This is a genomic window from Kitasatospora sp. NPDC058492, from assembly GCF_042720685.1.
Taxonomy (GTDB): Bacteria; Actinomycetota; Actinomycetes; order Streptomycetales; family Streptomycetaceae; genus Kitasatospora.
Window position 1 is genome coordinate 59,112 of record NZ_JBHXMU010000008.1, and the last position, 25,712, is coordinate 84,823.

Below are 25,712 nucleotides of genomic sequence, written 5' to 3' on the forward strand. Positions count from 1 at the left end.
GGGGTCACTCCCGGCCGACACGGCAAAGCCGGGCACACGTGCCCGGCCCGCTCTCACAGGGAAGCGATCCTTACCACCGGCCTCCGCCGTAGCCTCCGTAGCCGCCGCGGTCGCCTCCGTAGCCGCCGTAGCCGCCACGGTCGCCACCGAAGTCGCCGCCGAAGTCGTCGTAGCCGCCGTAGCCGCCACGGTCGCCACCGAAGTCGCCGCCGAAGTCGCCGTAGTCGCCACCGCGACCACCGCCGCCCCAGTCGTCACGGAACCGCCCGAAGGACTGGAACTGTCCGAGGAATGACATGATCAACCTTCTTTCGAAGTCCCCCTCGGTCCATCGTCATCCTCACCTCCGCAATGCACAAGCATCGATTGTGCAAAATGTGAAAATTTGACGATTTTTCCGGATTGTCCAACTCGACGAGCGCCCGCTTCGATTTCCCGGTCAAGAATCCCCCAAGAAACCGTGCGTGACGAGCCGCCACCAGTCTGCGGATTTCCGGGTGACCCATTGGTCCCGAGCAATCATTCGCGTCAGGCCATAGCCATACCGCCATGCCGAACCACTCACTCCGAGCAGTCAGCCCGGTTGGACGGCTGCGGGAAGTCCTCCCGGCCGTCCAGCCAGCCGGTGAGCCGCTCGGACAGGGTGAACGGTTCGGGAAAGAGGGAGTGGCGCAAGCACCCGCCGTTCGGGTCCCAGCCCCACATCCGCCCCTCGGGAGTGCTGAAGTCGACGAGCGACCAGATAGCGCAGCCCCAGGGCAGTAGCGGTACCACCGGTGTCGGATAGTCCGCGCCGTAGCCCTCGCGCCACCCGAGGTACGCCTCCAGTACGGGCGGTTCGTCACGGTACTCGGTGAGCGACAGGGCACCGCCCCAGCGGCCGAATCCGCCATCGGCGACCTCGAGATAGATCCGTCTGAGCAAAGACGGCATCGGGTGCCCCACAACTGCTTCGAGCCCGGACACGGCCTCCGGAGGCGCGGGCGAAGGCCGCTCTCCGGCATTCTGCTCGATGAGCCGCTTGATGATCTCGTCCTCCGTCACAGGGCCTTCGTACCAGACACCACCGACACTGCGGCGCCCCGGCCCGAGCCCGCAGACGGGTCGCTGACGGTACGGCGCGGGGCCCCCGAGGCTCGGCGGGCGTCACGGGGTGCGTCGCAGCGGGTCGGCACCAGAGGCACCCGGCAGCGCCTGACGCAACGCCAACCTGGACCGAGGCGAGTGCGAGGAAGCCCGCCGCGTACAGGATGGGGCGGGGAGGCCCGCCGCCCGGCCGCCACGCCAAGATCGCGGCGAGCACGTACTCGGCAGTCCGACGACGCAGGCCCGCGAGATGTGAGGTGCGGCGCCGAGGTCTCCGAGATCGTCGACCGGACGCCCGCGGCCTGCCGACAACTGGCGTCCTCGGGCCGTCGGCGCATCCGCGCCGCACGGACTCCGGCAGCTCTAACAACTCCGGCCGCCCCGGCCTGGTCGCCCAGCACACCGGCGTCACCGTGACCGTCGCCGCGTTCGAAACCACCGGCGACCACGTCAGCCGCATCTGGGCCGTCCGCAACCCGGAAAAGCTCCGCGCGTGGACCGGGAACGAACAGACCTGACCGCACGCCGCGGCGGAATGCACCAGTCGACGCAGCGTCAAAACACCTTTCCCACCCGAACTTTCGGGCGGCCGAAACCGCTCTCCGTCACCACCCGAGTCCGCGACGAGGCCTCCTCCGGGAGCACCGGGGTGGGCTAGGTCGGTCCCATGCTGACGGAGTGGGCCTGGATAGCAGCCAAGCTGGTGACGGCTCCCGAGACGAAGATCAAGGTCGTCGACTACGGACACCGGCCGTTCGGAAAGTACGCCGAGGCACGTCGCAACCTCCTGGAGCGCCTTGAGGATGAGAAGTCCTGCCAGGACTTCAAGGACGCCGCGCGCCTCCTGCGGGCGAACCGGAAGGCGACCAGTGTGGTGCACAGCCCGCTCATCTGGCTGATCCACGATCTCCCCGCAGGGGAGGACAGCAAGAGAGCCAGCTACCAGCTCATCAAGCGGCTTGAGCCGAGCCTGACCGAGCAACTCCTGCCCGGCCTGGCGACCTCACAGGTCAGCCAGCACGCCCGCCTGGGCGTTGCCCTGCGGGTGCTCAGCGTCGAAGAGGTTTGCGTTCTGCTGCGCTGCAAGCCGCAGAAGGCGAGAGCCCATACGGAGATCTGGCTGTCCGGGCGACTCCAGATGCGCACCCAGCACGTTGCCCGCCGCGCGGTGTGCCGCAGCCACCGGGACGCCTCTTGCACCGCCTGCCGCGGCGGTGCCCAGTGGGAGTGGGAAGAGCCGTTCCTGGCGAGCGACCTCGTACAGCACCTGCTGTCGTACCGCATGAGGTGCTATCTCCCGTACGACGGGACGCCCGTGCCGCCCGGGACGTACGAAGCCGGACTGTGAGCGGCACCGTTCGGACGGCCGAAGAAGTCCACGCTTCCCTCCCGCAGGCACCGGCGAGGGAAGCCGATCCGGTGCCCGCCCCGTGCGAACGACGGGGCGGGCACCGGAAGTCGCGTCAGCTGTCGGTCGTCAGCAGACGGTTGGCCAGGGCGTCGGCGAGGCGGTAGGCCTCGTCGGCCGAGAGGGTGCGGCAGATGGCGTCGGCGAGTTCCTCGACGTCGTGCCAGTCGACATCGCCGAGTTCCGCGGACGGCGTGGCCGACGACTGCTCGGCCGGGGAGGCCTCGGCTCGCTGTTCCGGCATCGGGAGAGGCTCGGAATTTTCCGCGGAAAATCGCTCGGCGCTCGGAGCGGACTCCGTGCTCGAAGCAGACTCGGTGCTCGGAGCCGAAGCAGAGCTCTCACCCGCGCCGGAACTGGCGGGCTTCGACCGGGTAGCCGAGGCCGACGGATCCGCCGGCGACGGATCCACCGGCGACGGCGTGACGGTGGCCGTGGACGCAGCCGCGCTCACAGCCGCGGTCGCGGTCGCGGTCGCGCTCTCCGCAGGCCCGCTCGCGGATGCGACGGGTCGCTGCGGCGCGGGCTGAGGAGTCGCCCCGTCGGCGGAGGCCTGAGCCGCCGCCGCCCGGGCCCCCAGCTTCGCCGCCCGCTTCGCCGCGACGGCATCGGCGTCGGCCTGGAGCAACTGTTCCAACTGCTCCGTCTGCTCGGCCAGGGACATCGCCTCGATGCCCTTGACCGATCCCAGACGGCGGGCGACGTTGATGGAGACGCCCTCCTCGCCCCGCGCCTTGGCCCGCACCTGCCGCTGCAGCTCGGGGTGGAGCTTGAGCAGGTTCTTGCGGTGCGAGATCCAGCTCTGGGACCAGCCCTCCGCCTCGGCGGCCTCCTTGGCGGTGGCGTACTGCGCCACGATGAGCAGGACCGCGTTAGCCTCCTCGATCGGGTCGAAGTCCTTGCGCGCCATGTTCTCGTCGAGCGCCGCGCGCAGCAGGGTCGCCTTGGAGTCCGCCACCGAGTCGTCCACGACGACGAGCAGCTGCTCGCGCCCGTACAGCGCGGCAGCGGCCCGGCGCCGGTTGCCGTTGACGATGACCACGTCCTGTGGGCCCGCAGCGAGCAGGCCCTCGTCCTCCGGCCAGAGCCGGAGGTACGCGTCCGGGGTGACGGCGAGGCAGCTCTGCAGCTGGCGGTCCTTGATGCTCGCCAGGTCCGACAGGTCGCCCAGGTCGTCGCGCGGGTTGCGCGGGTTGGGGAGGCAGTTGGCGGTGGGAACCCACCGGGCCGGAGAGTCCGGCCCCGTGGGGACCCACCGGGCCGGAGTCTCCTGGTTGCTGACCACCCCGGGGGCGTCGACGACCGGGTCGGCCGCCATCGAGGCGAAGGAAACACGACGGCCGGCCATCAGCGACCCCCGTATCCGAGCTCGAGGGACAGCCGGAAGAAGTCCTCGCGGGCCCGGTAGGCGGTGCCGCTCTCCTTGTACTGGGTGACGACCGTTCCCTCGGCCACCGCCCGGGAGTGGATCTTGTAACGCCGCAGGACCGTCTTGGCCCGCGGCCACCCCTTCGCGGCGATGTACGCCTCGGTGTCCTCCAGGTCGGCGCGGCCGTCCCGGGGGTCCCAGTTGTTGATGACGACCCGGAAGGGGATGTCCATCGGCTCGATGACCTTCTGGATCGTCCGCGCCGTCGGGTCGAAGCACAACGGCTCGGTGATCATCGGGACCAGGACGTCATCCGCTATCTCCAGAGCACTGCGCAGGATCTCCTCATCGGCCAGGGTGCCCGGCGTGTCGATGAAGATGTGCTCGTACTCGTCCTTCTCGCCGAGGACGTCGAAGGTGCACGCCGCGAGGTTCACCGTGGTCGTGGTCTTGCCGACGCCGCCCTTCTGGTTGGCGATGACGTGGACCTTGGCACCGGTGTTCTTGAGGTGGAGCAGCTGATCGGCCTGGTCGTGCGCCGCCATGAAATCGAAGGGCAGGTTGTCCCCCACCCGCTCCGCCCAGACGACGGCCGATCCCTGAGGGTCAGTGGACACGACAAGTACAGATGGCTTCATGATGTTCCGTTCTCTCCGTGGGCTTCCCGGGCCGCTTGCCCGGTACTGCGGATGCCCGCCGATCAAAGCCGGTGACGGCGGACTGGAACAGCATTCCAGATGATCAGGCCTGATGCCGACACGACCCGCGTGTCATGAAGCACAATGTCCGTTTCTCTGAGCCCCTGATTTCCGAGGACCCGCCGAATATCCCCGACGACCCGGCCCCGAATCCCGCCATCGCAAGAGAGCGTGACGCACGGGCAGCGGCATAGGGACGGCACCGCTACCGGGACGCATTCGCCTTCACCGGCCGCCCCGAACAGCCGTGCGCCCCCGCGCAGCTCTGGCGTATGGAACACCTCCCTGCCGTTTCCTGACAGTTCAACAGATCACCGCAGTTCGCTATCCGGCAGCGTGAGCCCTGATCAAGAAATGGCAAAGGCATCACTGCTCCGCGCAGGCCAGAAAGAAGCTCCTCCCCCACAAGCACGGGGGTCAGTCAGAAGAGAGGGCTCAGCGGTCACAGCGGTCAGTATCCGACGCCTGCCGACGGGCGTTCGAAGCGGGTTGGGCAACGGTCGTCGAGGCCGTGTCCGCGGAGTCGACCTCGCGGGTCGGGGTGGTGGGGCCGACGCGTGCCGTGAGGGCGTCTTCTGCGGTCGCCCCGTCCCGGTACGGGGCCAGGAACGCGGTCAGCGCGGCCAGCATCGCCTGCGGGGCCTCCTCGGCCGGGTAGTGGCCGCAGTCGGGGAGGACGGGGCCCTGCACGTCGTCGGCGGCGGCCAGTGCCTCGACCGCTACGCGTCGATCTACGGCACGCAGTACGAGCAGGCGCTTGCGGCACACCCCGGTGGTCCAGTGCGCGCGGTCGAGGCGTTCTTCGGCGTCGTCCTGGGCCGCATCGCCAACCCGTCGGTCCCCGCAGGGTGCCTCATCACCCAGTCCGCCGCGCAGTCGCCGACGCTGAAGGAGGAGAACAGCGCGCAGGTGCGCCGTCTGCTCGACGTGCAGCGCCAACGGGTGCGCACAGCACTGGCGGACTCCTCGGCCGACCCCCGGACGCTCGACGAACTCGCCGCATTCGTCGTCGCCGTCAACCAGTCGCTGGCCGTACTGAGCCGGGCAGACTCCCCCGACGCCGAGTTGCGCTCCGTGGCCCGGCTCGCCTGCACGACGGTAGCCGACACCCTCGCCCGGTCGGTGCCCGAGGACGTCGCCCACGGCTGATTCGACACCACGGCCGACGCCGTCACGGGCGAGGTCGACCTCGTCTCCTGGCACAGCCCTACCGGTGCTGTGACGGCATAGGTTGGCCGGGTTCGCTACTTGGCTGCCGAGGGCGGATCAGTGATCCGTATCGAGGAGTGGGCCGACCCTGGTGATGACTCCGATCCACCAGTCCGGTCGATCGGTGGGCTGCCACGAGACTTCAAGATCCCGATGGGTGATCTCTTCGGTCCTGAGGCGCAGAGCGAACTGGGCCAACTCGGCCTCGCAGGAGGGTGCGGGACGATCGAGGAAACCGTCGGCGACCCCTCCCGGCGCTTCGAAGTACACGGCGAACCGCCACCGGTCGGGCGTGCGGTACAGGGCGAGCGTCTTCGGAGTTCCGAGCGTGCGCCAGAATGGCTTCCTGTTGCTTCCCATGGAAGAAGTATCCGGAACAGCTGATCAGGCGAAGGCAGCCGAGGCCCGCCCGCTCTCCCCAACGGACGCCCTTCTCGCTGCGAATCCGGGCGCCTCCTCGGCGGTGGGCAGCCAGGGCAATACGACGTCGAACTGATCGAGCTCTACCGGGCATTGGAGAAGCACCATGCACCCCTGCGCAGCGCCTGAGGCCCAGCCGAGGCGGGCGGCGTGGGCGGCCCCGGTGCTGGCCAACGTCGCGCTGGGGTTCGCCGCCATGGTCCCGCTGATGTTCACGCTGGTGTTCTTCCTCAACTACCCGCTGGTCTGGCTCGGGCTCGGGCAGCGCGAACCCACCGAGAACGACGGCCCGATGGTGTGGATAGTGGCCGGCGTCGTCGTCTGGACGGTCTTCGGCCTGCTGTGGTGGCTGGTCAACCTCGGGCTCCGCAGCCTGACCGGCCTACGGGGCCGGCGTTACTGGTGGGTGAGTGCCGGACTGCTCCTGGTACCCACGATCGTCTTCTCCCCGTTGCCCGCCGGCCCCTGGACCGTGCTGCGCTGGCTGGCCTGACCGGCCCGTCCCCGGCCCCTCCCCCAACCGCACCGGTACCTGTGCCCGTGCTGCAGCCGACAGCCTTGCAGGACTTCCTCAACCGGCAGGGCGTCCAACGGCCATGGTCCTGGCGCGCCGCCACCCACCCCGGGGGCTGACTTGATCGTTCTCGAAGCCACCGGGGTGACCCCGGCCGAGGGAAACCCAGCGACGCGGCGGAGGACGCCGAACGGCTCGGCACGTTCTTCCGGCGGGGCCCTGTCCTGTGGGCCCGCCGGACAACCTGTTGGTGAGGAAGGGGTCAGAGGACGCCGACCGACTTCCAGGCGTTGTTGACGGCGTCCAGTTCGGTCCCGCTGCCGTAGAGGTCCTCGGCGACGGTCGCGGTCAACTTGGCGAAGTCGGCGAACGTGGCATCGGCGGCGAGCTTGCCGCCGGTCGCGGCGTCGTACCAGATCCGGCCTGCCTTCTCCCAGGCGTTGCCGCCGATGGCGGTGGCGGAGAGGTGGAAAGCGCGGTTGGGGATACCCGAGTTGAGGTGCACCCCGCCGTTGTCCCGCTGGGTCTCGATGTAGCCGCCCATGTGGGCCTGCTGGGGATCCTTGCCCAGCCGGGGATCGTCGTAGGCGGTGCCGGGTGCGGCCAGCGAGCGCAGCGCCTTGGCCTTGAGACCAGGGGAGAGCATTCCGGCGCCGAGGAGCCAGTCGGCCCGGTCGGCGCTCTGGCCGAGCGAGTACTGCTTGACGAGGGAGGCGAAGACGTCGCTGATGGACTCGGAGAGCGCCCCCGACTGACCGAGGTACATGAGCTGCGGGTTCAGGATCTGCCCGCTCACGCTGGCCGCGACGACGTCGAGGAGGTCGCGTGGACGCAGCTGGATGAACTCGCCGTCGCCGTCGCCGAGAACCAGCCGCCCGCCCTTCCAGAACACGTTGGCGAACTTGCCACCGCAGTGGACGGTCGCCCGAAGTGGGCCGCCCTCGCCGTCGAGGGAGTTCCTGCCGTACGCGGTGAGGAAGAAGTCGAAGGTGGTGCCGAGCGTGTCGTAGACGCTGTTGACCAGTTCGTCCTTGCTCGCAGCCTCGCCCTCGGAGCGCACCAGGGCGCCCGGGAGGCTCTCTTTGTTCCTGGCGTCGTAGATCTCACGGCGGGGCACGGGCGTGTCTTATGCATCCATGCAATCCAGTACGATCACCGGCCATCCCGGCTGCGGCGCTATCAGCAGTTCCGAGCCGTTTCCTGAGTATTCGTGACAGATGCTGGGGCTAACTGCCCCTGAGCGACAGGCTCGGCGATCCCACCCGGAGGTCCCGCCGGACGGACAGATCCCGCGCTGGGGGAGACGCTCTGTCATCAGGCCGATCGGATCATGCCCCGACACTTGATTTCCGAGATCTCCGACAGCGTCAGGCACCAACGCCCGGACGTCACCGCCGATGCCAGCAGCACGATCTGGACCAGGCCGCTGCCCGGCACCCACCCCCGCCCCGCCGTCGGCGCCGGCCGGATCGAGAGCGGCCGAGTCCAGGTCGCGCGGCGCTTCCACTGTGAGATCGCCGAACTGCGCGCGCCGACGGGGTGGTCGGCTGGCGACCGCCGAAGCGGGCCACGCGGTGGCGGCATCACCCCTCTGGGAATCGCTCCTCCGAAGATCTGAAAACTTTATTGCGCAATTTTCCCTTCAGACCTACGGTCAGGACATGCAACCCGAGCGCGAGCCCGACCAGATCACCGACCTGTCCCGCTTGAAGGCGTTCACGAACCCGCTACGGATGCAGCTCTACCGGCTGCTGTACGCCGCAGGCACCGCGACCGCCTCCCAGCTCGCCGAACAGGTCGACGCGGCTCCGTCGCTGGTCAGCTACCACCTGCGCAAGCTGGCCGAACACGGTTTCGTGACCGCGGCGAGCGGCCGCAGTGCGGACGGCCGCGAACGGTGGTGGCAGGTGGCTTCCGAGGAGGGCTGGGGTTTTCAGGACTCGAACTTCGCGGGCACGCCCGAGGGAGCCGCCGCAGTCGGCGCGGTCACCCGCGGCATCGTCGAGACCCGGGCCTCCCAGTACCGCGCCTACCTGGACCAGGGCGCCGCCTGGGGCAAGGTGTGGACGGACTCTGCGTTCAGCTCCGAGTGGATGCTCGACCTGACGCCGGCCGAACTCGCCGAGCTTAACGGCGAACTCGTGGCGCTGGGGCGACGCTGGCGGGAGCGCGGCAAGGCCGCCAAGGCAGCCGGTGACACCGAGGACCGCGAGCACGTGTCCGTGCACCTCTACGGCTTCCCCTTCCGCCCCTGACGCCTCCTCCTCTGTGCCCCTTCCGCCTCTTCCCGTCCCGCACCTGACACGGATGTGTCCCGACCTGCTGGAGCCCATCATGGCCACCGCGGAGACAGCACCACCCGAGACGGCCCCGCCCGAAACGGCCCCGCCCGAACGCGTCGGCATCCCGGCCTTCCGTGACGGCAACGTGCTGCGCTGGCTCGCCGCGTACACCGCCTCGCTCGTCGGCGACAGCGTGTACTTCGTCGCCCTCGGCTGGTCCGCCCAGAAGGCAGGCGGCCCGACCGAGGTGGGCCTCGTCATGGCCGCCGGGGCGCTCCCGCGGGCGCTGCTCATGCTCGGCGGGGGCGTGCTGGCCGACCGGACCGACCCCCGTCGGGTGATCCTCGGCAGCGACGCCCTGCGCTGCCTGCTCATCCTCGCGGTGGCCGCCGGCATCGCGCTGACCGCGCCGGTCCTGTGGGTCCTGGTCGCGGTGGCGCTCGTCTTCGGCGCCGTGGACGCGCTGTTCATCCCCGCCGTCGGGGCCCTCCCGCCGCGGATCACCGGCCCCGACCAGCTGGCCCGCGTCACCGGTCTGCGGTCCCTGTCGATGCGCCTCGGCCAGATCGCGGGCCCGCCGATCGGCGGCCTCGCCATGGGCCTCGGCGGTGCGGCCGCGGCCTTCGCCACCGCCGGCCTGCTCTTCGCCCTCTCCCTGCCGCTTCTGCTGACGGTACGAATACGTCCCCTCGGAGCACGCGGCGAGGACGCTCCGCAACCCGGCAGCGCGCGCACCGATCTCCTCGACGGGCTGCGCTACATCCGCCGCCACCGCCTCATCGGCCCGCTCGTCGCCGCCGGAGCCGTCTGCGAACTCGGCCTCACCGGCACCCTCAACGTCGGCATGGTGCTGCTCAACGCCGAACGCGGCTGGGGGCCTTCCGGCTACGGGTGGATCGTCGGTTCCTTCGGCGCCGGAGCGGCGGTCAGCGCCGCGCTGCTCGCCGTCGTCGGGTGGCTGCCGCGCGCGGGCCCCGTGTTGGCCGCGACACTGCTCGTGGGCTGCACGGGAGCGGCCGCCATGGCACTGGTCCCGACCTTGTGGACCGCCGCGGTGCTGGCCGCAGTTGTCGGCTTGAGCCTGGGCGTCTCCGGCGCCCTGGACAACGCCCTCATCCAGGCCGCCGCGGACCCCGCCTATCTCGGCCGGGTCACCTCCGTCGTCATGCTCACCATGGTCGGTCTCGCGCCCCTGTGTTACCCGCTGGTCGGCGCCGCCATCGGCACCTGGGGCGCCGCACCGGTGTTCCTCGGCTGTGGCGCCGTCGCCGGCCTGGGCGCGGCCCTCGCCCTGGCCTCCGCCCCGGTCAGGCACGCCGAACTGCCCCGACGGCACCAGGTGTGACCGGCCGGGCAGCGACCCACTCACGTCACCTGCGGCGCCACTGACGGCACTGCCCTCCGGGCACCGTGGACGGCTTCGCGAAGGCCTCCGCTATCGGGAGCCATTCGTAGGCGACTTCCAGCCGACAGGCTCCGAACTTCTCGCGTAGGCAGCGGAGTTCGGCCGGTGTCCGGCACCGCACTCGCCACGGTCGTGTCGCGTCCGATGACCAGACACCTGCAACTGGCTTTCACGGCGGGCCTCGTGCGGGATGTGATGACACACCGCATCGCGGGCTCTTCAACCAGGTAGTGGGCAACACCGAAGACCAGTCCGCCCAGTTCAGGTGTTGCGTTCCCAACGCCTGAGCAGGACTCCCACAAAGGGCTTGCAGTTCAACCGAGTTCCGCCCGGTCGGTGAGATCTATAGATCAACTACCTTGATATGAAAGCGAATTGGTGACCTGAATGGCTCGACGTGATCGCGGTCGTCGTGATGCAGCATCGTCCGGGCGACGGCGTGGAGCCAAGTAGCGAAGCTCGGCCAGCCGGCGAGGTAGGCCGAGTCGTAGGCAGCCCTCCGAGGTGGTTGTGCCACAGGTCGGGCTCGCCGCCGTCGCGGCTGGCAAACGAGGCCCACCGCGCTCCCCACCACGGGTCGTCCTGCTGGTCCGGATCGTCGGCGTCCCAGATCCCCTCCGTGGAGTACAGGGGCCGCACGGAAGGACAGCGATCTAGGCGTCGTCTCCGTCGTGGCACAGCAGCGACTCGCACAGATCGGCGGGGATCTCGAACCCGCGCCGCTCCTCGGTGCGCCCGACGGCTTCGGGCGATGCGGGCGGGCGAAGCTCGGCCAGGCTGGCCGGTGCATTCTTCGCCAGCCAGGCGTCAATGAGCTTCCAGGACTCGGTCACCGACTCACAGAGTCCCGTGGCACCTCGACAGCGGGAGTCATCCCCGCGCACCGGGCTCCCGTCCGCGCGAGGCGCCCGGCTCTGGTGGACGACGCTCCGCCACTCCCCCAGGCCGCATCCTGCCCTCTCCCCCACATCCGGACTCGTCGGGTCGATCACCCGACACGTCGCGAAGTCTCGACCGTCGACCTGGCTCACCTCGGCCACCGCATCCGCACCGCGCATCCGGACCGCCCTCTTTCTTGTGCATACGAACTAAATGCCGAAGGGCCCGACCACCATCGGAAGGCTACGGGTCGACATGCCCAGCACCACGTCGTCCGAAAACGGCGCCGTATCGAGATTTGTTTATTAGTGGTCTTCTGACGTCTTTTGTGTTCAGGCCCTTGAACGTGAAGTGGCCTGCGGCATGCAAATCGCCTCTGACCGCTGAGGAGTCGGCTCCCGAGGCCTCGAAGAAGCCACTCGCGCTCACACCCACGCCGGGCAGGTGCCGAACATCGCGCCCGCTTCTCCTTCCGCCGGAAACCCGTCCCCAGCTCCGCCACCTCCTGGCCAGCCAGCTCGACCTCAGGCGTACCGCAGCCCGCTGCGGCAGCGCGGCAAGTTGGACCTTCACCCGCTCCCCTTCCCCTCCGGGCCTCCGGGCCTCCGGGCCTCCGGGCCTCCGGGCCTCCGGGCCTCCGCCTCACGGTAGACCCGGGTTCCTGGCAGCACCGAGGTACCGGCCGTCAGCGCCATCTACTTCGTCACTTCGCCGGGGAGCTGGCCTTCGCCGACGCGGATGCGATCCTCGCCATGCTGCGGGAGCTGTGCCCGCAGCTAGCTGACGGGGCTACCTGCCGGTCCAGATGCGGAGTCTGGCGTACCGGCTCGTGCTTCTGCCACGGCCGGGCGAGCCGGCACTGATGCGGAAGGCGGCACAGAGTCTGTGGTTACACGGCCCGGATTGGGACGGCATCGCGACGGGCCTGAAAAACCGACCCACGGCCTGAGCCACAGCCGGATCGAGGAAACCGTGGCGGCGCCGGTGAAAACGTAGGCACGCTTGTCGTAGCGCGTCGCCACAGCCCCGGGGCCCGGGAATGCTTGAGCCGATTTGACCGTGCGCTCGACCTCGTTCCGGCGCTTGTACATCTCCTTGTCGAAGCCCGGCCAATCTCTTCAGCTGCGTCGTCGCCGACGGTTGGCCCGCTGATCCTGCTTCTCCGGAATGGTGTGCTTGAAACTGGCGCCTTCGCAGGTAGCGACAGTTGCGGCGGCAGTCGGGGGTGTGCGCGAATGACCACGCCGGGGCCCTTGAGTCCAATGCGTTCGACGACCGGCATCAGCTGTGGCCCGCTGCCCCACTGGCCGGGTTCTCTCCGAGGTATGAGCCGTACGGTCGAGATCGGGGGGTGGCGGCCCTGTCCCGGTGAGCACTTCCGGGGCCATCGGTCCGGTCGGATACGAGCTGCTGGTTCGATCGTGAAGGCAGAGGCGCCGTAGAGCAGGTCAACCGGCGGACGTAGAGATGGCGAACTCGGCGCCGCCGTGGATGTCCAGAGCATCGCTTTGGCCGATGGCGCATCGGCTTTTCTGCGGAAAATTCAGAGTCCCTCGACGAAGGCCCATGGATCGGCCGCCCCCGCATCGTCCATTGCTGGCATCGTCCGTTGCCGTTGCCCGTAGGCACGATGGATGTCCGTCGAGAACTCTGGCCGGCCTTCGAGGAGAAGCTCGGAAGAGCCAGCCCGGACGGCATGGATCGGCGGCACGGAAGCCCCTTGATGAGCCGGAACCCGAACCCGAACCCGGGTCCGAGTCGTGGCTGTGCAGCACGTGAGCGTGCGCTTGCCAGTCGGCTGGTCCGGATGCTGATGCTGCTCCCCCATCGAAGCCCTCGAATTTTCTGCGGAAAATCCGTCGGCTGACTGCTAGACAGATCGGGCTCCGATTGGCGCGAGCGCTGTGTGCCGGTTCCCAGCAAGCGGCCCCCACCCTCGCGACACAAGAATTGCCGACGGCTTCGACTCCCCTGCGGCCTCCTACGGGGGAGCGCCTATCACGGCAAGTCGGGGTGGTCCTCTCCCCCACTGAGGCACGCTGAAAGTGATCAAGCCGATCGCCTGATACTCACAACCCCTGGATGGCTTCGCCCAAGTCGGGACCGTAGGCGACCCAGCAGATGACTGAGCCGTCGGAGTCGAGCTCGCCCATGTACCAGTCGTCGTCCGCTCGCACGAGGCACAGGCCGTGGAGGGACAGGATGACGTCGGGTCGGAGTGAGACATAGTCCGCGCGGCCGTGCTCCTCGACCACGACCAGTCGTTCGAGGGTGAGCAAGGCGGCTTCAGGATCCTCTGATGCGGAGCGCGCTCGCTCGATCGTCCAGCCGTCGGGCAGTCCATCGTTCACCGCCACATGATCGCAGCGGGGGGCGTTTCGCAGCTACTCGTATACGGCGGCGATCAACGCGGTTGCCTCGTAGCGGACAGCCAACTCGTCGTACCCCGTCGCCGCCGCCGAGCTTCTTTCGGCTACGGATCTGGTAGGTCTTCTCCAGGATGGTGCGACGGATGCCGCGCCTGCACAGGTAGGCCGGTTCGCCGGAGTCGTAGAGCCTGTCGACACGGGCCGTGGCAGGACGCGTACCCAGTCATCCGCTACCGAGGCGAAGACCAACAGCGGCTCTGCCCCTGCCCGACCGCCGACGAATTTTCTGCGGAAAATCGCCGAGCCGCGACCCCCTGGCCCAGGACACAGTCGTGCTATCCGGAGCTTGCTGCACGACGACTACCCAGCTGCCCACGCCGGGCGCAGGAGCACCCACCGCACTGGTCCTGGTAGGCGACGCCGATGGACACTGCCACGGTGACGAACATTCATCGTGGGCCACACCCATCCAGTCCGAGGTAGACGCTCCGTTCCTCCATGCTGAATCAGTCACCTCAACAGCTCCCCCACACACGACTGAGCTTCCGTCACAACCGCAGCCAATGATGCGGCTCCGCTGGCCCGCCCCACACGGTCCGGCCGAGCAAGCCCGCAGGGTCGTTCGCCAGCCGGCCGGGTGCCAGTCCCTTCGGACTGCGGTGGACCGCGCTGCGAAATTTTCCGCAGAAAATTCGGCGGACCTCAGGTAGGGCGCTGGGGTGGCCCGGGGAATTGCTGGGTTCTCCCTGATGACGCGACGCGCCCTCCGAGGCTCGCTGCGCGACGATTGCCTGCCTGCGCCAAGCGAAGAAGCGCCATCTGGTAGACGGCGCCGACGGGCGCTGCAGAATGACGACCGTCCATCCCGAGCCAAACCCGTCCAGGTCGAGACAGACGCGCCATCTACTTCAGGCTGGATCAGTCGCCTCAACGACTTCCCCACACGTGGCTGAGTGCCCATCACGACCGCGGGCCGATGGTACGGCTCCACCAGAAAGAACCGACAGGTCTGCCCGGGATCGCCCGCAAGGTCGTTCGCCAGCCGGCCGAGTGCCGCTCTCTTCGGATCGCGGTGGACCAGGAAGCCGGATTACAGAACCGCGTCCCGAAATTTTCCGCAGAAAATTCGGGACCTCAGAAAGGACACTGGGACGGCCTGGGAGATTGATCGACTCCCCGTGATGACGTCAAACCCCGTCCGGACCCCACTCCAACGGCGCGTGTCCGCCATGCTGTGCCAACGGCAGAAAACGTGCGAATCCATGAGACCGATGGCCGCCAGGACGCACAGCTGCTCTGCCCATCATCCGCCGGCGGGACAAGGAGCGGCAGAAGCTTCTGCCCCACGACTGTCCTGAGCGTGGAGAATTTTCTGCGGAAAATCGCCTGCTCCGAGCTCACTGCATGGCGATTGCCCGCAGGCCCGCGCCGAGGGCAGGAGCGCCCACCGCACTGGTTCTGGTAGGCGACGACGGCGGGCGTTGCCGGGATGACGACCATCCGTCCTGAACCGCGCCCGTCCAGGTCGGAACACACATCCCGTTTCTTCCTCCGCCAAACCGGCCGCTTCGACAGCCCGGACTGCTGAACCGCATCTCGGAATTTTCCGCAGAAAATTCGGAGCCTCAGAGAGGACACCGGGACGGCCCGGGGGATTGATCGGCTTCCCGTGACTCACTCTGGACGGCCCGCCGGATGCTCATCACCACGAGCCCCCGCCACGCCCGCGCCGTCGAGAACGACTGTCCCAGGCCGTGTCAGTCGACCTGATCCACTGCGGCCGCAGCACGACCGAAGGTCCGCCAGCGGGCCGCCGATTCCGCAGCGCCCAGTCCGAAGGCGCAGAATTTTCCGCGGAAAATTCAGCGGTGGAGAGCTGAGCCAGCGGGGGAGCGGCAGCCCGATCCAGATGACACGTCGGCTCCGCTCTCTCACTGCCTCCTGAATTTTCCGCGGAAAATTCAGGAGGCAGCAATGGTCGATCAAAGTCGGCAGCTGCGGTTCGGTGGGCCGTCAGGTTCAGCGAACCCGTCGACGCGGTGCCGTACTCGCTGCCACGATGTCCCGATGTCCTCCTCTCTTCTCGCGGAACCGTGGCTGCGAGGCGTCGCGGCCAACCGGGCTGCGCCGTCCGGGGTTCTGCTGCGTCTACTGGCCCCGCAGGGGCGGGCGGCCTGGATGGCCCTCTGCCAGGAACGTGCCCTTCCCCCAGAGGTCGTCGAGGCGGTGCTCGCACACCCCGAGCAGACGGTCCGCCGCGCCTTCGCCCGCAACCGGCACGCCGCTCCCGAACAGCGCGGCCGGCTGGTCGACGACCCCAATGCCCTCGTCCGCGCGAGCCTTGCCGCAGGTCCGCGCCCGCGCCTGAGCAGGGCCGAGCCGTTGCCCGACGACGTCCTGGAAATCCTGCTGACCACCCGCGACGAACACCACCGGGACCAGATGCTCAGCGCAGACGAGATCCGGCAGGAGCTGGCGTTCTCCGGGCAGATCCGTGCATCGTTCCACCGCAGGATGCTCGACCACCCGAACCCCGTACTTCGGGCCCAGGCCGCCGGCCTGTGGCTATGGCTGACTCCTGGCCAACGCGACGCGCTCCTGGCCGACCCGGATCCCACCGTCGCAGAGGCCGCCCGTGACCGCCGCCGGATCCTGGACCCGGCGGCGATGGAAGCGGAGCTGCCGGAACGCGACTGCCACGCCCGGAATCTTCTGCTCATCAGCTACGCCGTCTCCCCCGCCGTGGCCGAGCAGTGCCTCGCTGAACGGCGCGACTTGTGGTCGCTTGCCCGCAACCCCCACACGCCCGGCGACATCGTCGCCCGCCTCGCCCACGACCCCGATCCGGACGTGCGCAAGCAGGTGGCCGCCAGAGCCGACCTGGACCCGCCACTCCTGGCGGAACTGGCCCAGGACCCGGACAGCGCCGTGCGGGCCCGGGCCCAGCTGCACCCGCTGCCGCGGACCTGGCCGCAGCGCGCCGCCATCGACCGGGTCTTCGGCCACGCCGTCGAGAACGTCGGTGCTGTCGGCGAGATGTTCGTCGAGCCGGGGACGAGCTGGTACGAGGCGTGCGCCGCGTCCGCGGATCCTCAGCTGCGCCGAGTTGCCGCGACCTGCCCCCTGCTGTCGGCGGAGCTGGTGCGCCGTCTGGCCGAGGACCTCGACGCGGACGTGCGCCATCTGTTGGCCTTCAACCACCCGCTGGCACCGCCTGCACTCGTTCTCGACGCCTTCATCGCCGCACCGCGCCAGCGGCCCTACCTGCTCACGCTGCCCCGCCTACCCCGCACCGGCCTGGACCACCTGCTCGACCACGACGACCCGGACGTCCGCGCTCTGGCCGCCTCCGACGCCGGCCTGGCCCAGCCGCCCGTCCACCTGCTCGCCGACCCCGACCCCAGCGTCCGTCAAGCCGCGGCAGCCAATCCGCGCCTTCCCCTCGACCTGGTCTCGGCCCTGCTGAACGACCCGGAGCACGCGGAAGGAGCCGCAGCCAACCCGAATCTGGCCGCTGACCGCCTCCACGAGTTGCTCGACCTCTGCGAACTGCCCGGAGCCGCAACCCGGTGAGGCGCCGACGGCCGCGAGGTTTCAGTGGCCGCTCCCGATGCTCATGAGGCGGAGTAACAGCATTGCGGCAGCGTCCGAACTACGTGCCGTGGCCTTATGCGAATGCATGAGTGGCGAGCGAACTGGCGTGCCCGTGGCCAGGTCCGTAGCCGGGGGCGGCGGCCCGGGGGCGCCCGGCTAGGCTGAAGCGGCACGTCAACGGCCGTGGGAGGCCGGGGACGGTCCTGAACGAGGGGGAGCATGAGCGAGCTCGACGACCTGCGGATGCGCCTGGCGGCACTGGAGACGGAGGTCGACCGGCTTCGGAAGGAGTCCGCCGCGTCGCGCACGGGGGCGGCGATGGCCGGCCGGGGCGGTGCGAAGGCAGCGAGAGCCGCGAAGGCACATACGTCGCCGCGCGGCCGCGCCCAGGTGGAGGACGAGACCAGCACGGGAGAGAGGCCGGGGGAGAGGGAGGCCGAGACTGGTCAGGCGATGACCTGTCTCGCCGAGGCGCTCGGTGTCCTGGGTGCCGGCCGGGTCCGCCAGGTCGAGGTCCCGCAGACCCAAGTCCTCCGGGCCCGAGTCCTTCAGAGCGAAACCCTACGGATCCAAACGCCGCAGGCTGAAACGCTGCGAGCCGAAAAGCCGCGGGCCGAAGGCCGGCAGACCGAGGTTCCTCAGGCCCTCACCCCGGCCCTGGAGCCCCAGGACCGCACGCCCCCGCAGCACGGCCGGTTCCTGGACAGCCTCCTGGCGGGGCAGTCGGCCCTCTTCGAGGAGCAGCACCGCCCGGACACCGAGCCGTAACCGCCGGAGCCGGACGAGCAACAGCAGCTGCCGTCTGATCAAAACGGCGTGGGTGCGAGTGCACCCACGCCGATACGGTCACGCCTTCGGAAGCGTTATCCCCAGTTCGAGCATCGCCGGCGAGGCCGGGCCGCCCTCGGAGCGCTCGGTTTTGTACCCCTTGACGCCGGGGGCGACGGTGCGCGGGTCGACGGCCTCGGAGGGGGCGCCGGTGGAGTAGAGGCCCTCGGGGTCCTGGTCGCGGTCGTGCGGCAGGAGCCAGAAGACGCGGCGGCGGAAGGTGCCGGAGGCCCGGGAGGATCTGGCGTCGGGGCCGAGGATGGCGTAGCCGACCATGCGGCCGTCGCGGTGGTAGGCGGGGCGGCCGCGGCGGGTGGTGAGGCGGTCCAGGGACTGGCGCACGTAGTCGAGGTCGGTGGTGTCCTCAAGCCAGACGAGATCGGTTTCGTGGGCGAGCTCGGCCGGGTCGATCAGCGCGCTCACGCGTTCTGCTCCTCTGTGTCGTCGGTGATCAGGCCGATGCCCGGGTAGTACTTGCGACTGTTGGACAGGACCATCTCCTTGGGGGAGGTCATACCCAGTGTCTCGCGAACTCGTGCAGCGAACGCACGACCGGATACGGGATTGGCGCCTTCGAATCCGCACCAGCGGGTGTACGCGCCGAAGAGCTGGGACTGTTCGGCGCGCATGCCCTCGCCTGTGATGCAGGCCTCCTTGAGGAAGCGGCCGACGTGGTCCTCGGTCTCGGCGTAGGCGGTGGTGGCGACCTGGACGCGCTGGGGGCCGGCGAGGTCCTTCTCGCCGGCGAAGTAGCGGCGGGCGCCGTCGATGAGCCAGGCGAGGATGCCGGGGCCCTCCTCGGCAACGAGGACGTGGGCCAGGTTGTCGATCTTACGTTCCTCGGGGACGACCCGTTCGAACGGGATCAGACGCATGCGGCGCCAGAAGGCGAAGCCGCCGGTGCCGACCTCGGGGCGGTGGTTGCCGAGCAGCCAGAGCTTGTGGGTCGGTTCGAAGGAGAAGAAGTCCTGGCGCATCCGGCGGGCCTTGATCTTGTCGCCGCCGGTGAGGAGCTTGACCCGGGCCTCGTCGAAGCGGTCGCCGGGCTTGAGCTCGGAGCAGACGATGATGCGCCGGCCATGGAGTTCGGCGAGGTCGGTGGGGTGCCCGTCGAAGGTCTTGGCCATCAGGAAGCCGGGCGGGGCGGCGTCCGCGTAGTCGCCGAGGAGCTGGATCATGACGTCCAGCAGGACGCTCTTGCCGTTCTTGCCCTGGCCGTAGAGGAACGGCATGACCTGGGCGCCGACGTCGCCGCTGATCGAGTAGCCGAGCAGCAGGTGGAGGAAGTCCCGGGTCTGCCGGCCTTCCTTGTCGTCGCCGAAGGTGTCGGTGAGGAAGCGGTCCCAGCGCGGGGTCCTCATCCGGGCGGGGGCCAGGGTGGTGGAGCGGGAGTGGTGGTGGACCTTCGGGTCGGGCGGGACGATGGCGCCGGTGCGCAGGTCGACCACGCCGCCGGGGGTGCACAGGGCGTAGGCGTCGGCGTCCAGCAGGGCGGCGTTGAGGACCATGCCCGGGGCGGACTTGGCCTGGGCGAGCATGGCGTTCATGCCCGAGGTGGAGAGGGCCCGGCGGCGGTGCCGACGCAGATCGGTGTTGGTGTAGACGCCGCGGGGGTCGTGGGTGGCGATGCTCTCGGCCATCTCGCCGGCTGCCCACAGGACGGTGTCGTCCTCGTCGAGCTGCCAGCGGTGCGCCGCCCAGCGGTACCAGCCGAGGCCGGGGACGTGGCGGTAGTCGCCTCCGTAGAGGTGGACGAAGAGCTTGGCGTTGCCCCGGTCGGACAGCGAGTCGGGCAGGAGACCGTGCGCGCTCGCCTCCGGCCCGGCCGGGGCCTGCTTGGTCTCCTGAACAGGCTCGGGGGCCGGCGCGGGTTCGGCGGACGGGGTGTCGAGAAGGCTCTCCTGGACGGGGGTGCCGTGCCAGGGGGGCGGGGAGGCTGGGCCGGGGACCGGCGGGTACTCCAGGATCTGCTGGGCCGTGGCCACGGGATCGAAGACCGTCCTCTTGCGGGTGCTGTCGTTCATCCGCGTGCCTTCCCGACGTGCAGGGGCTGTCGGGCGCCGGCGGCGAGGCCGGAGCGGATGACGGCGGAGCTTTGCCTGTCCTGGCTGGGGCGGGCCGTGCGGGCCGCGTCCAGCAGGAGCCGCTCGGCGGCGGTGTGGGTCAGGTGACCGGCGGAGACCAGGCCTCCCATCGTGTAGGCGGCGCGGTTGAGTTTGCCGGTGAAACCGGCCCCCTCGGGGGTGGTGGCACAGTCGGTGACGTCCTGGAGGACGGTGTCGAGGACTCGCTCGGCCCCGCGCTTGCCGCCGCCTGCCGCGACGACGGCCGCGCGGCCACGGTCGGGGACGGACGGCTGGGCGGGGCGCTGGGTGCTGGGCTGGTCCTTGAGGTGGCCGGTGCGGACGAGTTCGTCGCTGAGCCACTGGGGCAGGGGCGCGGGGGTCCTTGCCCCGGGGAGCGCGGTGTAGGTACCGGCGGTGGTCACGGTGCCGGGGGCGACGATGTAGCCGCCGTGGGCGCGCACGTCGACCTGCCAGGCCAGGGCCCGGCCGTTGGAGGAGCCGGTGGAGCAGGCGAACCGGCGGGGGGCGTCCTCCTGGTACCAGATGTGCAGGCCACCGGAGGGGGTGCGCACGCGCAGGGTTTCCGCGTCGGTCGCCGGGTCAGGAGCCTGGCGCAGGGCCGCGAGCAGAGCAAGGGTGTGGTAGCCGTTCTCAAGGCCGTCGAGGTTGACGTTCTCGTGGATCGGGATTCCGGGCAGGATCCGGTCCCGGGCGGGGACGGTGCTGGGGTGGCTGTCGACGTCGATGACGACGAGACCCGCCGGGCCACAGGCGACCCCGGTACCGAAGTCCGGGTTGACGCGCCACCAGGCGGTGAGGATGTCCTGGTCGAGAGTGGCCGCGTGGAAGCCGTGACACCAGCGACCGGCCGCAGGGCACGGGCAGTCGGCGGGACTGTGAGCCGGCTCCTGGCAGGGCTGGCAGTTGGCGGGCGGGGTCTTGCGGCCTGGTGCGAGCGGGTGGACGGGCCAACCCTGGACGGCACACCAGCGCGCGACGGCCAGCGCATCCGGCTGGCGAAACGCTCGGTCGCTCCCCACGGCCTTAGGCGCCGTCACGCTGGTCCCTCTCCCCATGGTTGGTAGCTGCTCGGACTTGAGTCGCTCGTTCAGTCGCTGAGGGCAAATAGCCAGGTCAGGGCACTGGTGGGCGCCGGATCAGCGACTGAAGCGACCGAAGTCCAGAAGATAGCTCACACAGACTATCCGAGCGAGGACGTGGGAACGCGAACTGCCGGAGTCGGCGGCGAAACTCAGCTACCGAAACCCGGGCCAGCGACTGACCCCGTTCAGTCGCTGGTTTCGGTCTTCCGGCATTTTCGCAGGTCAAAGCCGGTTTTAACAGCAAACAGCGACTGAAGCGACTGTAGCCCGGGTCTATAACGCGCACACGCACAGGGGAATGTCTTCATATACCTGACCTTGAGTCGCTTCGGTCGCTGACGGGGTGGGTGAACCTGCCCTGACCTGGGGTTTTTCCCAGCGACTGAACCTCAGCGACTGAAAGCGACTGAGTCTCTCGGGCACTGTCCCCCGGCGTGTCGCCGGACCAGGTTCTCGTGCAAGTCCCCGACTTGGGTCGCTTGGGTCGCTTCAGTAGCTCCGCCGCAGGGCCTGGAGAGTCGCTTCGCTGCTGTGACCTGGGACTATGTCCGCAGGAGCGATCAGTGCCTGAACACTTCCAGCACTGAGTCGCTGAGTCGCTTCGGTCGCCGCTGCCCTCCGAGGACAGTGTCGTTGCCCTGCTGTCCCGGTACGTACGGCCTTTTTGTGGCACCGGATCCGGGTCAGTCGCTGGAAGCCTGAGCCGGCGGAGGGTCCGTAGCGCCAGGACGCGGCTCGGCAGGGCAGCTACTGAAGCGACCCAAGCGACCGAGACTCCGACTTGGTCGAGAAAGCAACGGGCCGAGGCTCCGTCGGCCATCGGCCGAGTTGGTCGCTCAGGACGTGCCGGAGCCCGCCGGGGTGGTCCGCGTTGCCCGACACGCCGTTCTCAAGCTTGTAGCGGGGTGTACCCCGAACTACGATTCGCCGTTATGAAGCAGCTGAACGTGCGACTGGACGACGCCGTGCACGAGGCGCTGGAGCAGCGGGCGGAGGCAGCCGGGCTGAGCCTGACGGACTATGCGCGCAAGGTGTTGGCCGAGGAGGCGGACGAGCGGCGCGAACGGTTCCTGACAGCCGCGGCGCACTTCGCGCCGACGTGGGCGCCGGCCTTCGAGGCCGAGTTCGGGCCCTACCCGCAGAGCACTCGCGGCGCCGCAGCGGATGCCGCGTGATCCTCCGGATAGACCGGGCGTGGCTGCTTGACATCGCCCACCAGTTCCTGCCCGCCGATCCGGACATCACCGACTACGGCACCCTCGCCGCCGCGGTCGCCCGTCACCTCGACGAGGTCATGGACGTGCCGGTGTACGGCGAGGTGCACCAGCGGGCCGCCGCTCTCATGCACCAGCTGATCCGCGTCCCGGCCCTGGAGTTCGCCAACGAGCACTTCGCCGCCGTCGTGGCCGCCTCCTACCTCAGCGCCTCCGGGGTCATCGTCACCGCGGAGCCCAAGCAGGCCGCCGACCTGGCCGCCCGCATCCGCGCCGGTGACGCGGACGTCCGTGAGACGGCGGCCGCCGTCCGCACCTGGTACCGCTGACCTCGGGCGACGACCGGTCAGCCGGCATCTGGAAGGCGTCGGGCTCCCGGCACAGTCCTGCGGTCCTGCGGTTCCGGAGCACGACGGTCGGGCAGCCGGGGGAGAGCCCTGCGGCGCTGTCCGGTGACGAGTGGCGGTCACCGAGGGCACGGCGCCAGCAGCTACCGAAGGCACCGGACAGCGACTGTCAGACCGGTATGCCATCGTGTGTGGACGGGTGGCGCTCGCGGAGAGCCGCGCTGACGACGAACGAACGGGGGCCGCGATGACGGGCTGGGACGGTGTGACCTGGAACAGCGGCAATCAGGGCAGCATCGTCCGCGACGGCACCGTCGAAGCCTGGGACCTCCACCCCGGTGGCGCCCCCCTCCCGAACCACAGCCCTGACGAGGTCCTGACCGGCTACCTCTACCACCACCACGCCGTCGCCCAGGCCTGTGCCTTCGCGGGCCTGCGCCCCACCGACGCCCGCGCCGTCACGGGCCCCGCCGACAGCTGGATACGGCTGCCCGACGTCGACTACTGGGAGCGGTGAGGGCACTGACCCGTCCGTAGGCCCGGGCTGGGCTGGGCGGGTGGCGTCCGAGGGCTCACCGGTGTGGTGACAAGCCGTGGCGGTAGGCGGTGGCGGGAGGCTGGTGCCCCGTTGGCGGACGAGGAGAGCCTGTGAGTGGGCACAGCCCTGGAGGTGACCGCGGCCCCGTGTCCATGGGCGCGGGCGGGGGACGGACGGCCGGTGATGCCGGTGTGCTGGGGACGGCGCTCGGCGTGGTGCTGGCGTTCTCGCTCGCGCAGGGGTCATGGCAGTGGTTCTCCACCTATCTCGGGGTGACGCTGCTGGCGGTGGTCCTGTCGTTCGGCCGTGCGCCGCTGCCGGCGCCGGGTCGACGGGCGGCCTACGGGCGGAGCCTGGCGGCGTACTCGCTGGTCGTGGGGCTGTGCGTGGCGCTGGCGCTGGCTCCGGCACTTCAGCGCTGGGACTGGCTGTTCCCCATGCCGGGGACGCGCAGCGGGTGCGTCGAGGCCGGCCGCTACGAGGTCCTGCGGACGCAGGCCGCGCTGGGGGACCTGGCCGGGCGTGCCGGTGACGCGTTGGGGTACGTGCAGCGGGAGCAGAGCCGCCAGGCCGTCGACGTCTGCCTGGCGGCGACGACGACGCGTTGGCTGCCGGTGTACGCGCTGGGGGCGGTCCTGCTGGTGGGCGCGGGCTCGTGGGCGTGGCCGCGGTTCCGGGCGCGGAGCACGGCGGTGGGGTCTGGCTGAGCCGGTTCGCGCTCAGGTGCCGGGGGTGAGGAGGGCCAGTAGCTGGTTCGCCACCGTGACCGCGTCCGGCCCGGCCGCGTAGACGTAGTTGTCGGGGCGCACGGCGGCAGCGGTGGCGCCGAGGTCGGACAGCCAGCGACGGTGGGTGCCGTCCGGGTCGGCGACGACGGTTCCGGGGGTAGCGGCTCCGGTGTGAACGGCTCCGGCGGCGGTGCCTGTGGCGGTGGGGCCGAAGCCGACGACCGTGACGCCCAGGTCGCTCAGCGGGGCCCGGTTCAGCAGGGGAAGGGCCTGCTCGGCGACCAGCAGCCGGAAGCCACCTCCGCCGACGATGTCGTCGAGCAGGCCCGTCCGCCGGCCGTCGCTCACCCGGCCCTGGACCGACAGTCGGCCTCCGCCGGAGGCGAACAGGCCGGGACCGAGGTCGGGCAGCCGGATCCGGTCCGGCTCCCGGAGCGCGCGTCGGTGGGCCATCAGCGTGCGGTCGCGTTCGCGGGCGAGCACCGGGTCCCGCAGGGTGTGCTGGCGGCCGAGTTCCATGCTCGTGGCCGTCACACCGCGCACGTGCGGCTCCCGCTCGCTCTGGTAGGTGTCGAGCACCTCGGCGCCCCGGACTCCGCGCAGCACGAGATCCAGCTTGAAGGCGATGTTGAGTGCGTCCCGTATCCCGGAGCAGAGTCCTTGCCCCAGGAAGGGCGGCATCTGGTGTGCGGCGTCGCCCGCGAGCAGGACCCGCCCCTCCCGCCAGCGCCTCGCGACCAGCGACTGGAAGGTGTAGGTGGCGGTACGGGCGATGTCGGCGTCGTCGCGGGACAGGTAGCGGCCTACGCGGGACCACACGCCGTCCGCCGCACGTTCCCGCCCGAGGTCGTCGTCATCGTCGAGCAGGAAGCAGAACCGCTGGCGTTGGGCACCGGTGGTGATGACGGTGGTCGGCCCCTCGGGATCGCCGATCTGCAGCATCGACGGCAGTCCCAGGTCGGCCGCGGGGCGCCGGAGGGCGAAGTCGCAGACCAGCCAGGGTTCGGAGAAGCCGAGGTCGTCCTGCTCGACGCCGAGGTCGTTCCGCACGAAGCTGTTCCCGCCGTCGCAGCCGATCACGTAGCGCGCCGCGAGGGTCGCACCGTTCGACGTGTTCAGGGTGACCTGGTCACGGCCTTGGGACAGGCCGGTGACCGTCGTGCCGAAACGGAGGTCGACGCTCGGCAGTGAGGTGCACAGCGAGTGCAGCGCCGTCTCCAGGTCGGGCTGGTGGAACTGGTAGAGGTCGGCCCAACCGCTGGCGCCGACGTTGCGGAACACCTGTCGGATGAGGAGGTCACCCGCCCCGTTGCGCCACTCGTACGCGTCCTGTGTCCGCAGGGTGGGCGCCAGTTCGTCGACGAGTCCGAGCCCTTGCAGCGCGCGCATGATCTCACCGTCGAAGCTGGCGGCCCGGGGGAGGCCGTACAGGCCGGGGTAGCGTTCGAGCACCACGACCGAGTGCCCGGCCTTGCCCAGCAGGGCCGCGAGCGTCATGCCGACCGGCCCGCAGCCGACTACGGCGATTTCGGCGGATTCGGTGGCTTCACTAGGGGACGGCGTCCGGTTCTCAGGGTGCCTGGTGTTCGGCATGTCCGCAGCTCCTCGTGGACGGGACGGAGGGTGTGGTGGCCACGACGTCAGTTTCGAACGCC

23 protein-coding genes and 2 pseudogenes are annotated in these 25,712 nt (G+C 69.7%); 12 read left to right on the plus strand and 13 right to left on the minus strand.

Going from position 1 to position 25,712, the window contains the following annotated elements:
* Positions 1-70: 70 nt before the first annotated feature.
* Positions 71-298, minus strand: coding sequence for a hypothetical protein (locus ACFWPI_RS07880; RefSeq protein WP_380370922.1), 228 nt, complete (start codon positions 296-298; stop codon positions 71-73).
* Positions 299-561: 263 nt separating this feature from the next.
* Entirely contained in the window at positions 562-1,044 is a 483-nt protein-coding gene (locus tag ACFWPI_RS07885) for a hypothetical protein (protein ID WP_380370925.1), read from the minus strand.
* Between the two features lie 306 nt (positions 1,045-1,350).
* On the opposite strand from ACFWPI_RS07885, the pseudogene ACFWPI_RS07890 reads away from it, so the two are divergent.
* Together ACFWPI_RS07890 and ACFWPI_RS07895 are read left to right on the plus strand one after the other, a co-directional pair.
* A pseudogene (locus ACFWPI_RS07890) lies at positions 1,351-1,604 on the plus strand (hypothetical protein); the annotation flags it as partial.
* A 149-nt stretch (positions 1,605-1,753) separates the two neighbouring features.
* Positions 1,754-2,434, plus strand: a complete 681-nt coding sequence (locus ACFWPI_RS07895) for a hypothetical protein (RefSeq protein ID WP_380370928.1) — start codon at positions 1,754-1,756, stop codon at positions 2,432-2,434.
* Positions 2,435-2,549: 115 nt separating this feature from the next.
* Here ACFWPI_RS07895 and ACFWPI_RS07900 read toward each other — a convergent pair whose 3' ends face one another.
* Together ACFWPI_RS07900 and ACFWPI_RS07905 are read right to left on the minus strand one after the other, a co-directional pair.
* Positions 2,550-3,842, minus strand: coding sequence for a ParB/RepB/Spo0J family partition protein (locus tag ACFWPI_RS07900; RefSeq protein ID WP_380370930.1), 1,293 nt, complete (start codon positions 3,840-3,842; stop codon positions 2,550-2,552).
* Positions 3,842-4,480: a ParA family protein gene (locus ACFWPI_RS07905; protein ID WP_279634975.1), complete on the minus strand. Its 639-nt coding sequence runs from the start codon at positions 4,478-4,480 to the stop codon at positions 3,842-3,844. The genes ACFWPI_RS07900 and ACFWPI_RS07905 overlap by 1 nt, the downstream gene beginning before the upstream one ends.
* Before the next feature lie 738 nt (positions 4,481-5,218).
* Here ACFWPI_RS07905 and ACFWPI_RS07910 point away from each other — a divergent pair.
* Entirely contained in the window at positions 5,219-5,710 is a 492-nt protein-coding gene (locus tag ACFWPI_RS07910) for a TetR/AcrR family transcriptional regulator (protein WP_380370933.1), read from the plus strand.
* Between the two features lie 117 nt (positions 5,711-5,827).
* Here ACFWPI_RS07910 and ACFWPI_RS07915 read toward each other — a convergent pair whose 3' ends face one another.
* A complete protein-coding gene (locus ACFWPI_RS07915; protein ID WP_380370936.1) occupies positions 5,828-6,130 on the minus strand; it encodes a hypothetical protein in 303 nt (100 codons plus the stop codon).
* Positions 6,131-6,296: 166 nt separating this feature from the next.
* Here ACFWPI_RS07915 and ACFWPI_RS07920 point away from each other — a divergent pair, with 166 nt between their 5' ends.
* A complete protein-coding gene (locus ACFWPI_RS07920) occupies positions 6,297-6,683 on the plus strand; it encodes a hypothetical protein (protein WP_380370939.1) in 387 nt (128 codons plus the stop codon).
* A gap of 283 nt (positions 6,684-6,966) precedes the next feature.
* Here the strand turns inward: ACFWPI_RS07920 and ACFWPI_RS07925 are convergent, their stop codons facing one another.
* Entirely contained in the window at positions 6,967-7,821 is an 855-nt protein-coding gene (locus ACFWPI_RS07925) for a M4 family metallopeptidase (protein ID WP_380370941.1), read from the minus strand.
* Between the two features lie 544 nt (positions 7,822-8,365).
* Between ACFWPI_RS07925 and ACFWPI_RS07930 the strand changes: the two genes are divergently transcribed.
* Complete coding sequence (locus ACFWPI_RS07930) at positions 8,366-8,959, plus strand: transcriptional regulator (RefSeq protein WP_063352539.1); 594 nt, start codon at positions 8,366-8,368, stop codon at positions 8,957-8,959.
* Positions 8,960-9,038: 79 nt separating this feature from the next.
* Positions 9,039-10,331 carry an MFS transporter gene (locus ACFWPI_RS07935; protein WP_380370944.1) on the plus strand — a complete coding sequence of 431 codons (1,293 nt, stop codon included), beginning with the start codon at positions 9,039-9,041 and terminating at the stop codon, positions 10,329-10,331.
* 713 nt (positions 10,332-11,044) lie between these two features.
* Here ACFWPI_RS07935 and ACFWPI_RS07940 read toward each other — a convergent pair.
* From ACFWPI_RS07940 to ACFWPI_RS07950, 3 genes and pseudogenes are all read right to left on the minus strand, one after another.
* Complete coding sequence (locus ACFWPI_RS07940) at positions 11,045-11,224, minus strand: hypothetical protein (protein ID WP_380370947.1); 180 nt, start codon at positions 11,222-11,224, stop codon at positions 11,045-11,047.
* 987 nt (positions 11,225-12,211) lie between these two features.
* Positions 12,212-12,582 (minus strand): annotated as a pseudogene (locus ACFWPI_RS07945) (IS5/IS1182 family transposase); the annotation flags it as partial.
* 757 nt (positions 12,583-13,339) lie between these two features.
* Positions 13,340-13,621, minus strand: a complete 282-nt coding sequence (locus tag ACFWPI_RS07950; RefSeq protein ID WP_380370950.1) for a hypothetical protein — start codon at positions 13,619-13,621, stop codon at positions 13,340-13,342.
* A 2,085-nt stretch (positions 13,622-15,706) separates the two neighbouring features.
* Here ACFWPI_RS07950 and ACFWPI_RS07955 point away from each other — a divergent pair.
* Both ACFWPI_RS07955 and ACFWPI_RS07960 read left to right on the plus strand, forming a co-directional pair.
* On the plus strand, positions 15,707-17,212 hold the full coding sequence (locus tag ACFWPI_RS07955; RefSeq protein WP_380370951.1) for a hypothetical protein: 1,506 nt from the start codon (positions 15,707-15,709) through the stop codon (positions 17,210-17,212).
* 240 nt (positions 17,213-17,452) lie between these two features.
* Positions 17,453-18,001 (plus strand): hypothetical protein, encoded by a 549-nt coding sequence (locus ACFWPI_RS07960; RefSeq protein WP_380370953.1) that lies wholly within the window; start codon positions 17,453-17,455, stop codon positions 17,999-18,001.
* Between the two features lie 78 nt (positions 18,002-18,079).
* Here ACFWPI_RS07960 and ACFWPI_RS07965 read toward each other — a convergent pair whose 3' ends face one another.
* Genes ACFWPI_RS07965 through ACFWPI_RS07975 form a run of 3 tightly spaced genes read right to left on the minus strand, consistent with a single transcriptional unit; the run spans position 18,080 to position 21,167 of the window.
* Positions 18,080-18,484, minus strand: coding sequence for a DUF6009 family protein (locus ACFWPI_RS07965; protein WP_063352543.1), 405 nt, complete (start codon positions 18,482-18,484; stop codon positions 18,080-18,082).
* Complete coding sequence (locus tag ACFWPI_RS07970; RefSeq protein ID WP_363373991.1) at positions 18,481-20,085, minus strand: phage/plasmid primase, P4 family; 1,605 nt, start codon at positions 20,083-20,085, stop codon at positions 18,481-18,483. Before ACFWPI_RS07970 ends, ACFWPI_RS07965 begins: the two co-directional genes overlap by 4 nt.
* Positions 20,082-21,167: a bifunctional DNA primase/polymerase gene (locus ACFWPI_RS07975; RefSeq protein ID WP_380424665.1), complete on the minus strand. Its 1,086-nt coding sequence runs from the start codon at positions 21,165-21,167 to the stop codon at positions 20,082-20,084. The genes ACFWPI_RS07970 and ACFWPI_RS07975 overlap by 4 nt, the downstream gene beginning before the upstream one ends.
* A 995-nt stretch (positions 21,168-22,162) precedes the next feature.
* Here ACFWPI_RS07975 and ACFWPI_RS07980 point away from each other — a divergent pair.
* From ACFWPI_RS07980 to ACFWPI_RS07995, 4 genes are all read left to right on the plus strand, one after another.
* Positions 22,163-22,405 carry a plasmid mobilization protein gene (locus tag ACFWPI_RS07980; RefSeq protein WP_063352545.1) on the plus strand — a complete coding sequence of 81 codons (243 nt, stop codon included), beginning with the start codon at positions 22,163-22,165 and terminating at the stop codon, positions 22,403-22,405.
* A complete protein-coding gene (locus ACFWPI_RS07985; protein WP_380370958.1) occupies positions 22,402-22,773 on the plus strand; it encodes a fic family toxin-antitoxin system, toxin component in 372 nt (123 codons plus the stop codon). Before ACFWPI_RS07980 ends, ACFWPI_RS07985 begins: the two co-directional genes overlap by 4 nt.
* 265 nt (positions 22,774-23,038) lie before the next feature.
* Positions 23,039-23,308: a hypothetical protein gene (locus ACFWPI_RS07990; protein WP_380370960.1), complete on the plus strand. Its 270-nt coding sequence runs from the start codon at positions 23,039-23,041 to the stop codon at positions 23,306-23,308.
* Positions 23,309-23,481: 173 nt separating this feature from the next.
* A complete protein-coding gene (locus ACFWPI_RS07995) occupies positions 23,482-24,036 on the plus strand; it encodes a hypothetical protein (protein ID WP_380371006.1) in 555 nt (184 codons plus the stop codon).
* 12 nt (positions 24,037-24,048) lie between these two features.
* Here the strand turns inward: ACFWPI_RS07995 and ACFWPI_RS08000 are convergent, their stop codons facing one another.
* Positions 24,049-25,650 carry a bifunctional 3-(3-hydroxy-phenyl)propionate/3-hydroxycinnamic acid hydroxylase gene (locus ACFWPI_RS08000; protein ID WP_380370963.1) on the minus strand — a complete coding sequence of 534 codons (1,602 nt, stop codon included), beginning with the start codon at positions 25,648-25,650 and terminating at the stop codon, positions 24,049-24,051.
* Between the last annotated feature and the right edge of the window lie 62 nt (positions 25,651-25,712).

What these genes read in the sequence shown, in the direction of transcription:
- ACFWPI_RS07880 (WP_380370922.1), bottom strand. Translation starts at nt 298, where the DNA reads ATGTCATTCCTCGGACAGTTCCAGTCCTTCGGGCGGTTCCGTGACGAC.
- ACFWPI_RS07895 (WP_380370928.1), top strand. Translation starts at nt 1,754, where the DNA reads ATGCTGACGGAGTGGGCCTGGATAGCAGCCAAGCTGGTGACGGCTCCC.
- ACFWPI_RS07900 (WP_380370930.1), bottom strand. Translation starts at nt 3,842, where the DNA reads ATGGCCGGCCGTCGTGTTTCCTTCGCCTCGATGGCGGCCGACCCGGTC.
- ACFWPI_RS07915 (WP_380370936.1), bottom strand. Translation starts at nt 6,130, where the DNA reads ATGGGAAGCAACAGGAAGCCATTCTGGCGCACGCTCGGAACTCCGAAG.
- ACFWPI_RS07920 (WP_380370939.1), top strand. Translation starts at nt 6,297, where the DNA reads ATGCACCCCTGCGCAGCGCCTGAGGCCCAGCCGAGGCGGGCGGCGTGG.
- ACFWPI_RS07930 (WP_063352539.1), top strand. Translation starts at nt 8,366, where the DNA reads ATGCAACCCGAGCGCGAGCCCGACCAGATCACCGACCTGTCCCGCTTG.
- ACFWPI_RS07935 (WP_380370944.1), top strand. Translation starts at nt 9,039, where the DNA reads ATGGCCACCGCGGAGACAGCACCACCCGAGACGGCCCCGCCCGAAACG.
- ACFWPI_RS07955 (WP_380370951.1), top strand. Translation starts at nt 15,707, where the DNA reads ATGTCCTCCTCTCTTCTCGCGGAACCGTGGCTGCGAGGCGTCGCGGCC.
- ACFWPI_RS07960 (WP_380370953.1), top strand. Translation starts at nt 17,453, where the DNA reads ATGAGCGAGCTCGACGACCTGCGGATGCGCCTGGCGGCACTGGAGACG.
- ACFWPI_RS07970 (WP_363373991.1), bottom strand. Translation starts at nt 20,085, where the DNA reads ATGAACGACAGCACCCGCAAGAGGACGGTCTTCGATCCCGTGGCCACG.
- ACFWPI_RS07980 (WP_063352545.1), top strand. Translation starts at nt 22,163, where the DNA reads ATGAAGCAGCTGAACGTGCGACTGGACGACGCCGTGCACGAGGCGCTG.
- ACFWPI_RS07990 (WP_380370960.1), top strand. Translation starts at nt 23,039, where the DNA reads ATGACGGGCTGGGACGGTGTGACCTGGAACAGCGGCAATCAGGGCAGC.
- ACFWPI_RS07995 (WP_380371006.1), top strand. Translation starts at nt 23,482, where the DNA reads ATGGGCGCGGGCGGGGGACGGACGGCCGGTGATGCCGGTGTGCTGGGG.
- ACFWPI_RS08000 (WP_380370963.1), bottom strand. Translation starts at nt 25,650, where the DNA reads ATGCCGAACACCAGGCACCCTGAGAACCGGACGCCGTCCCCTAGTGAA.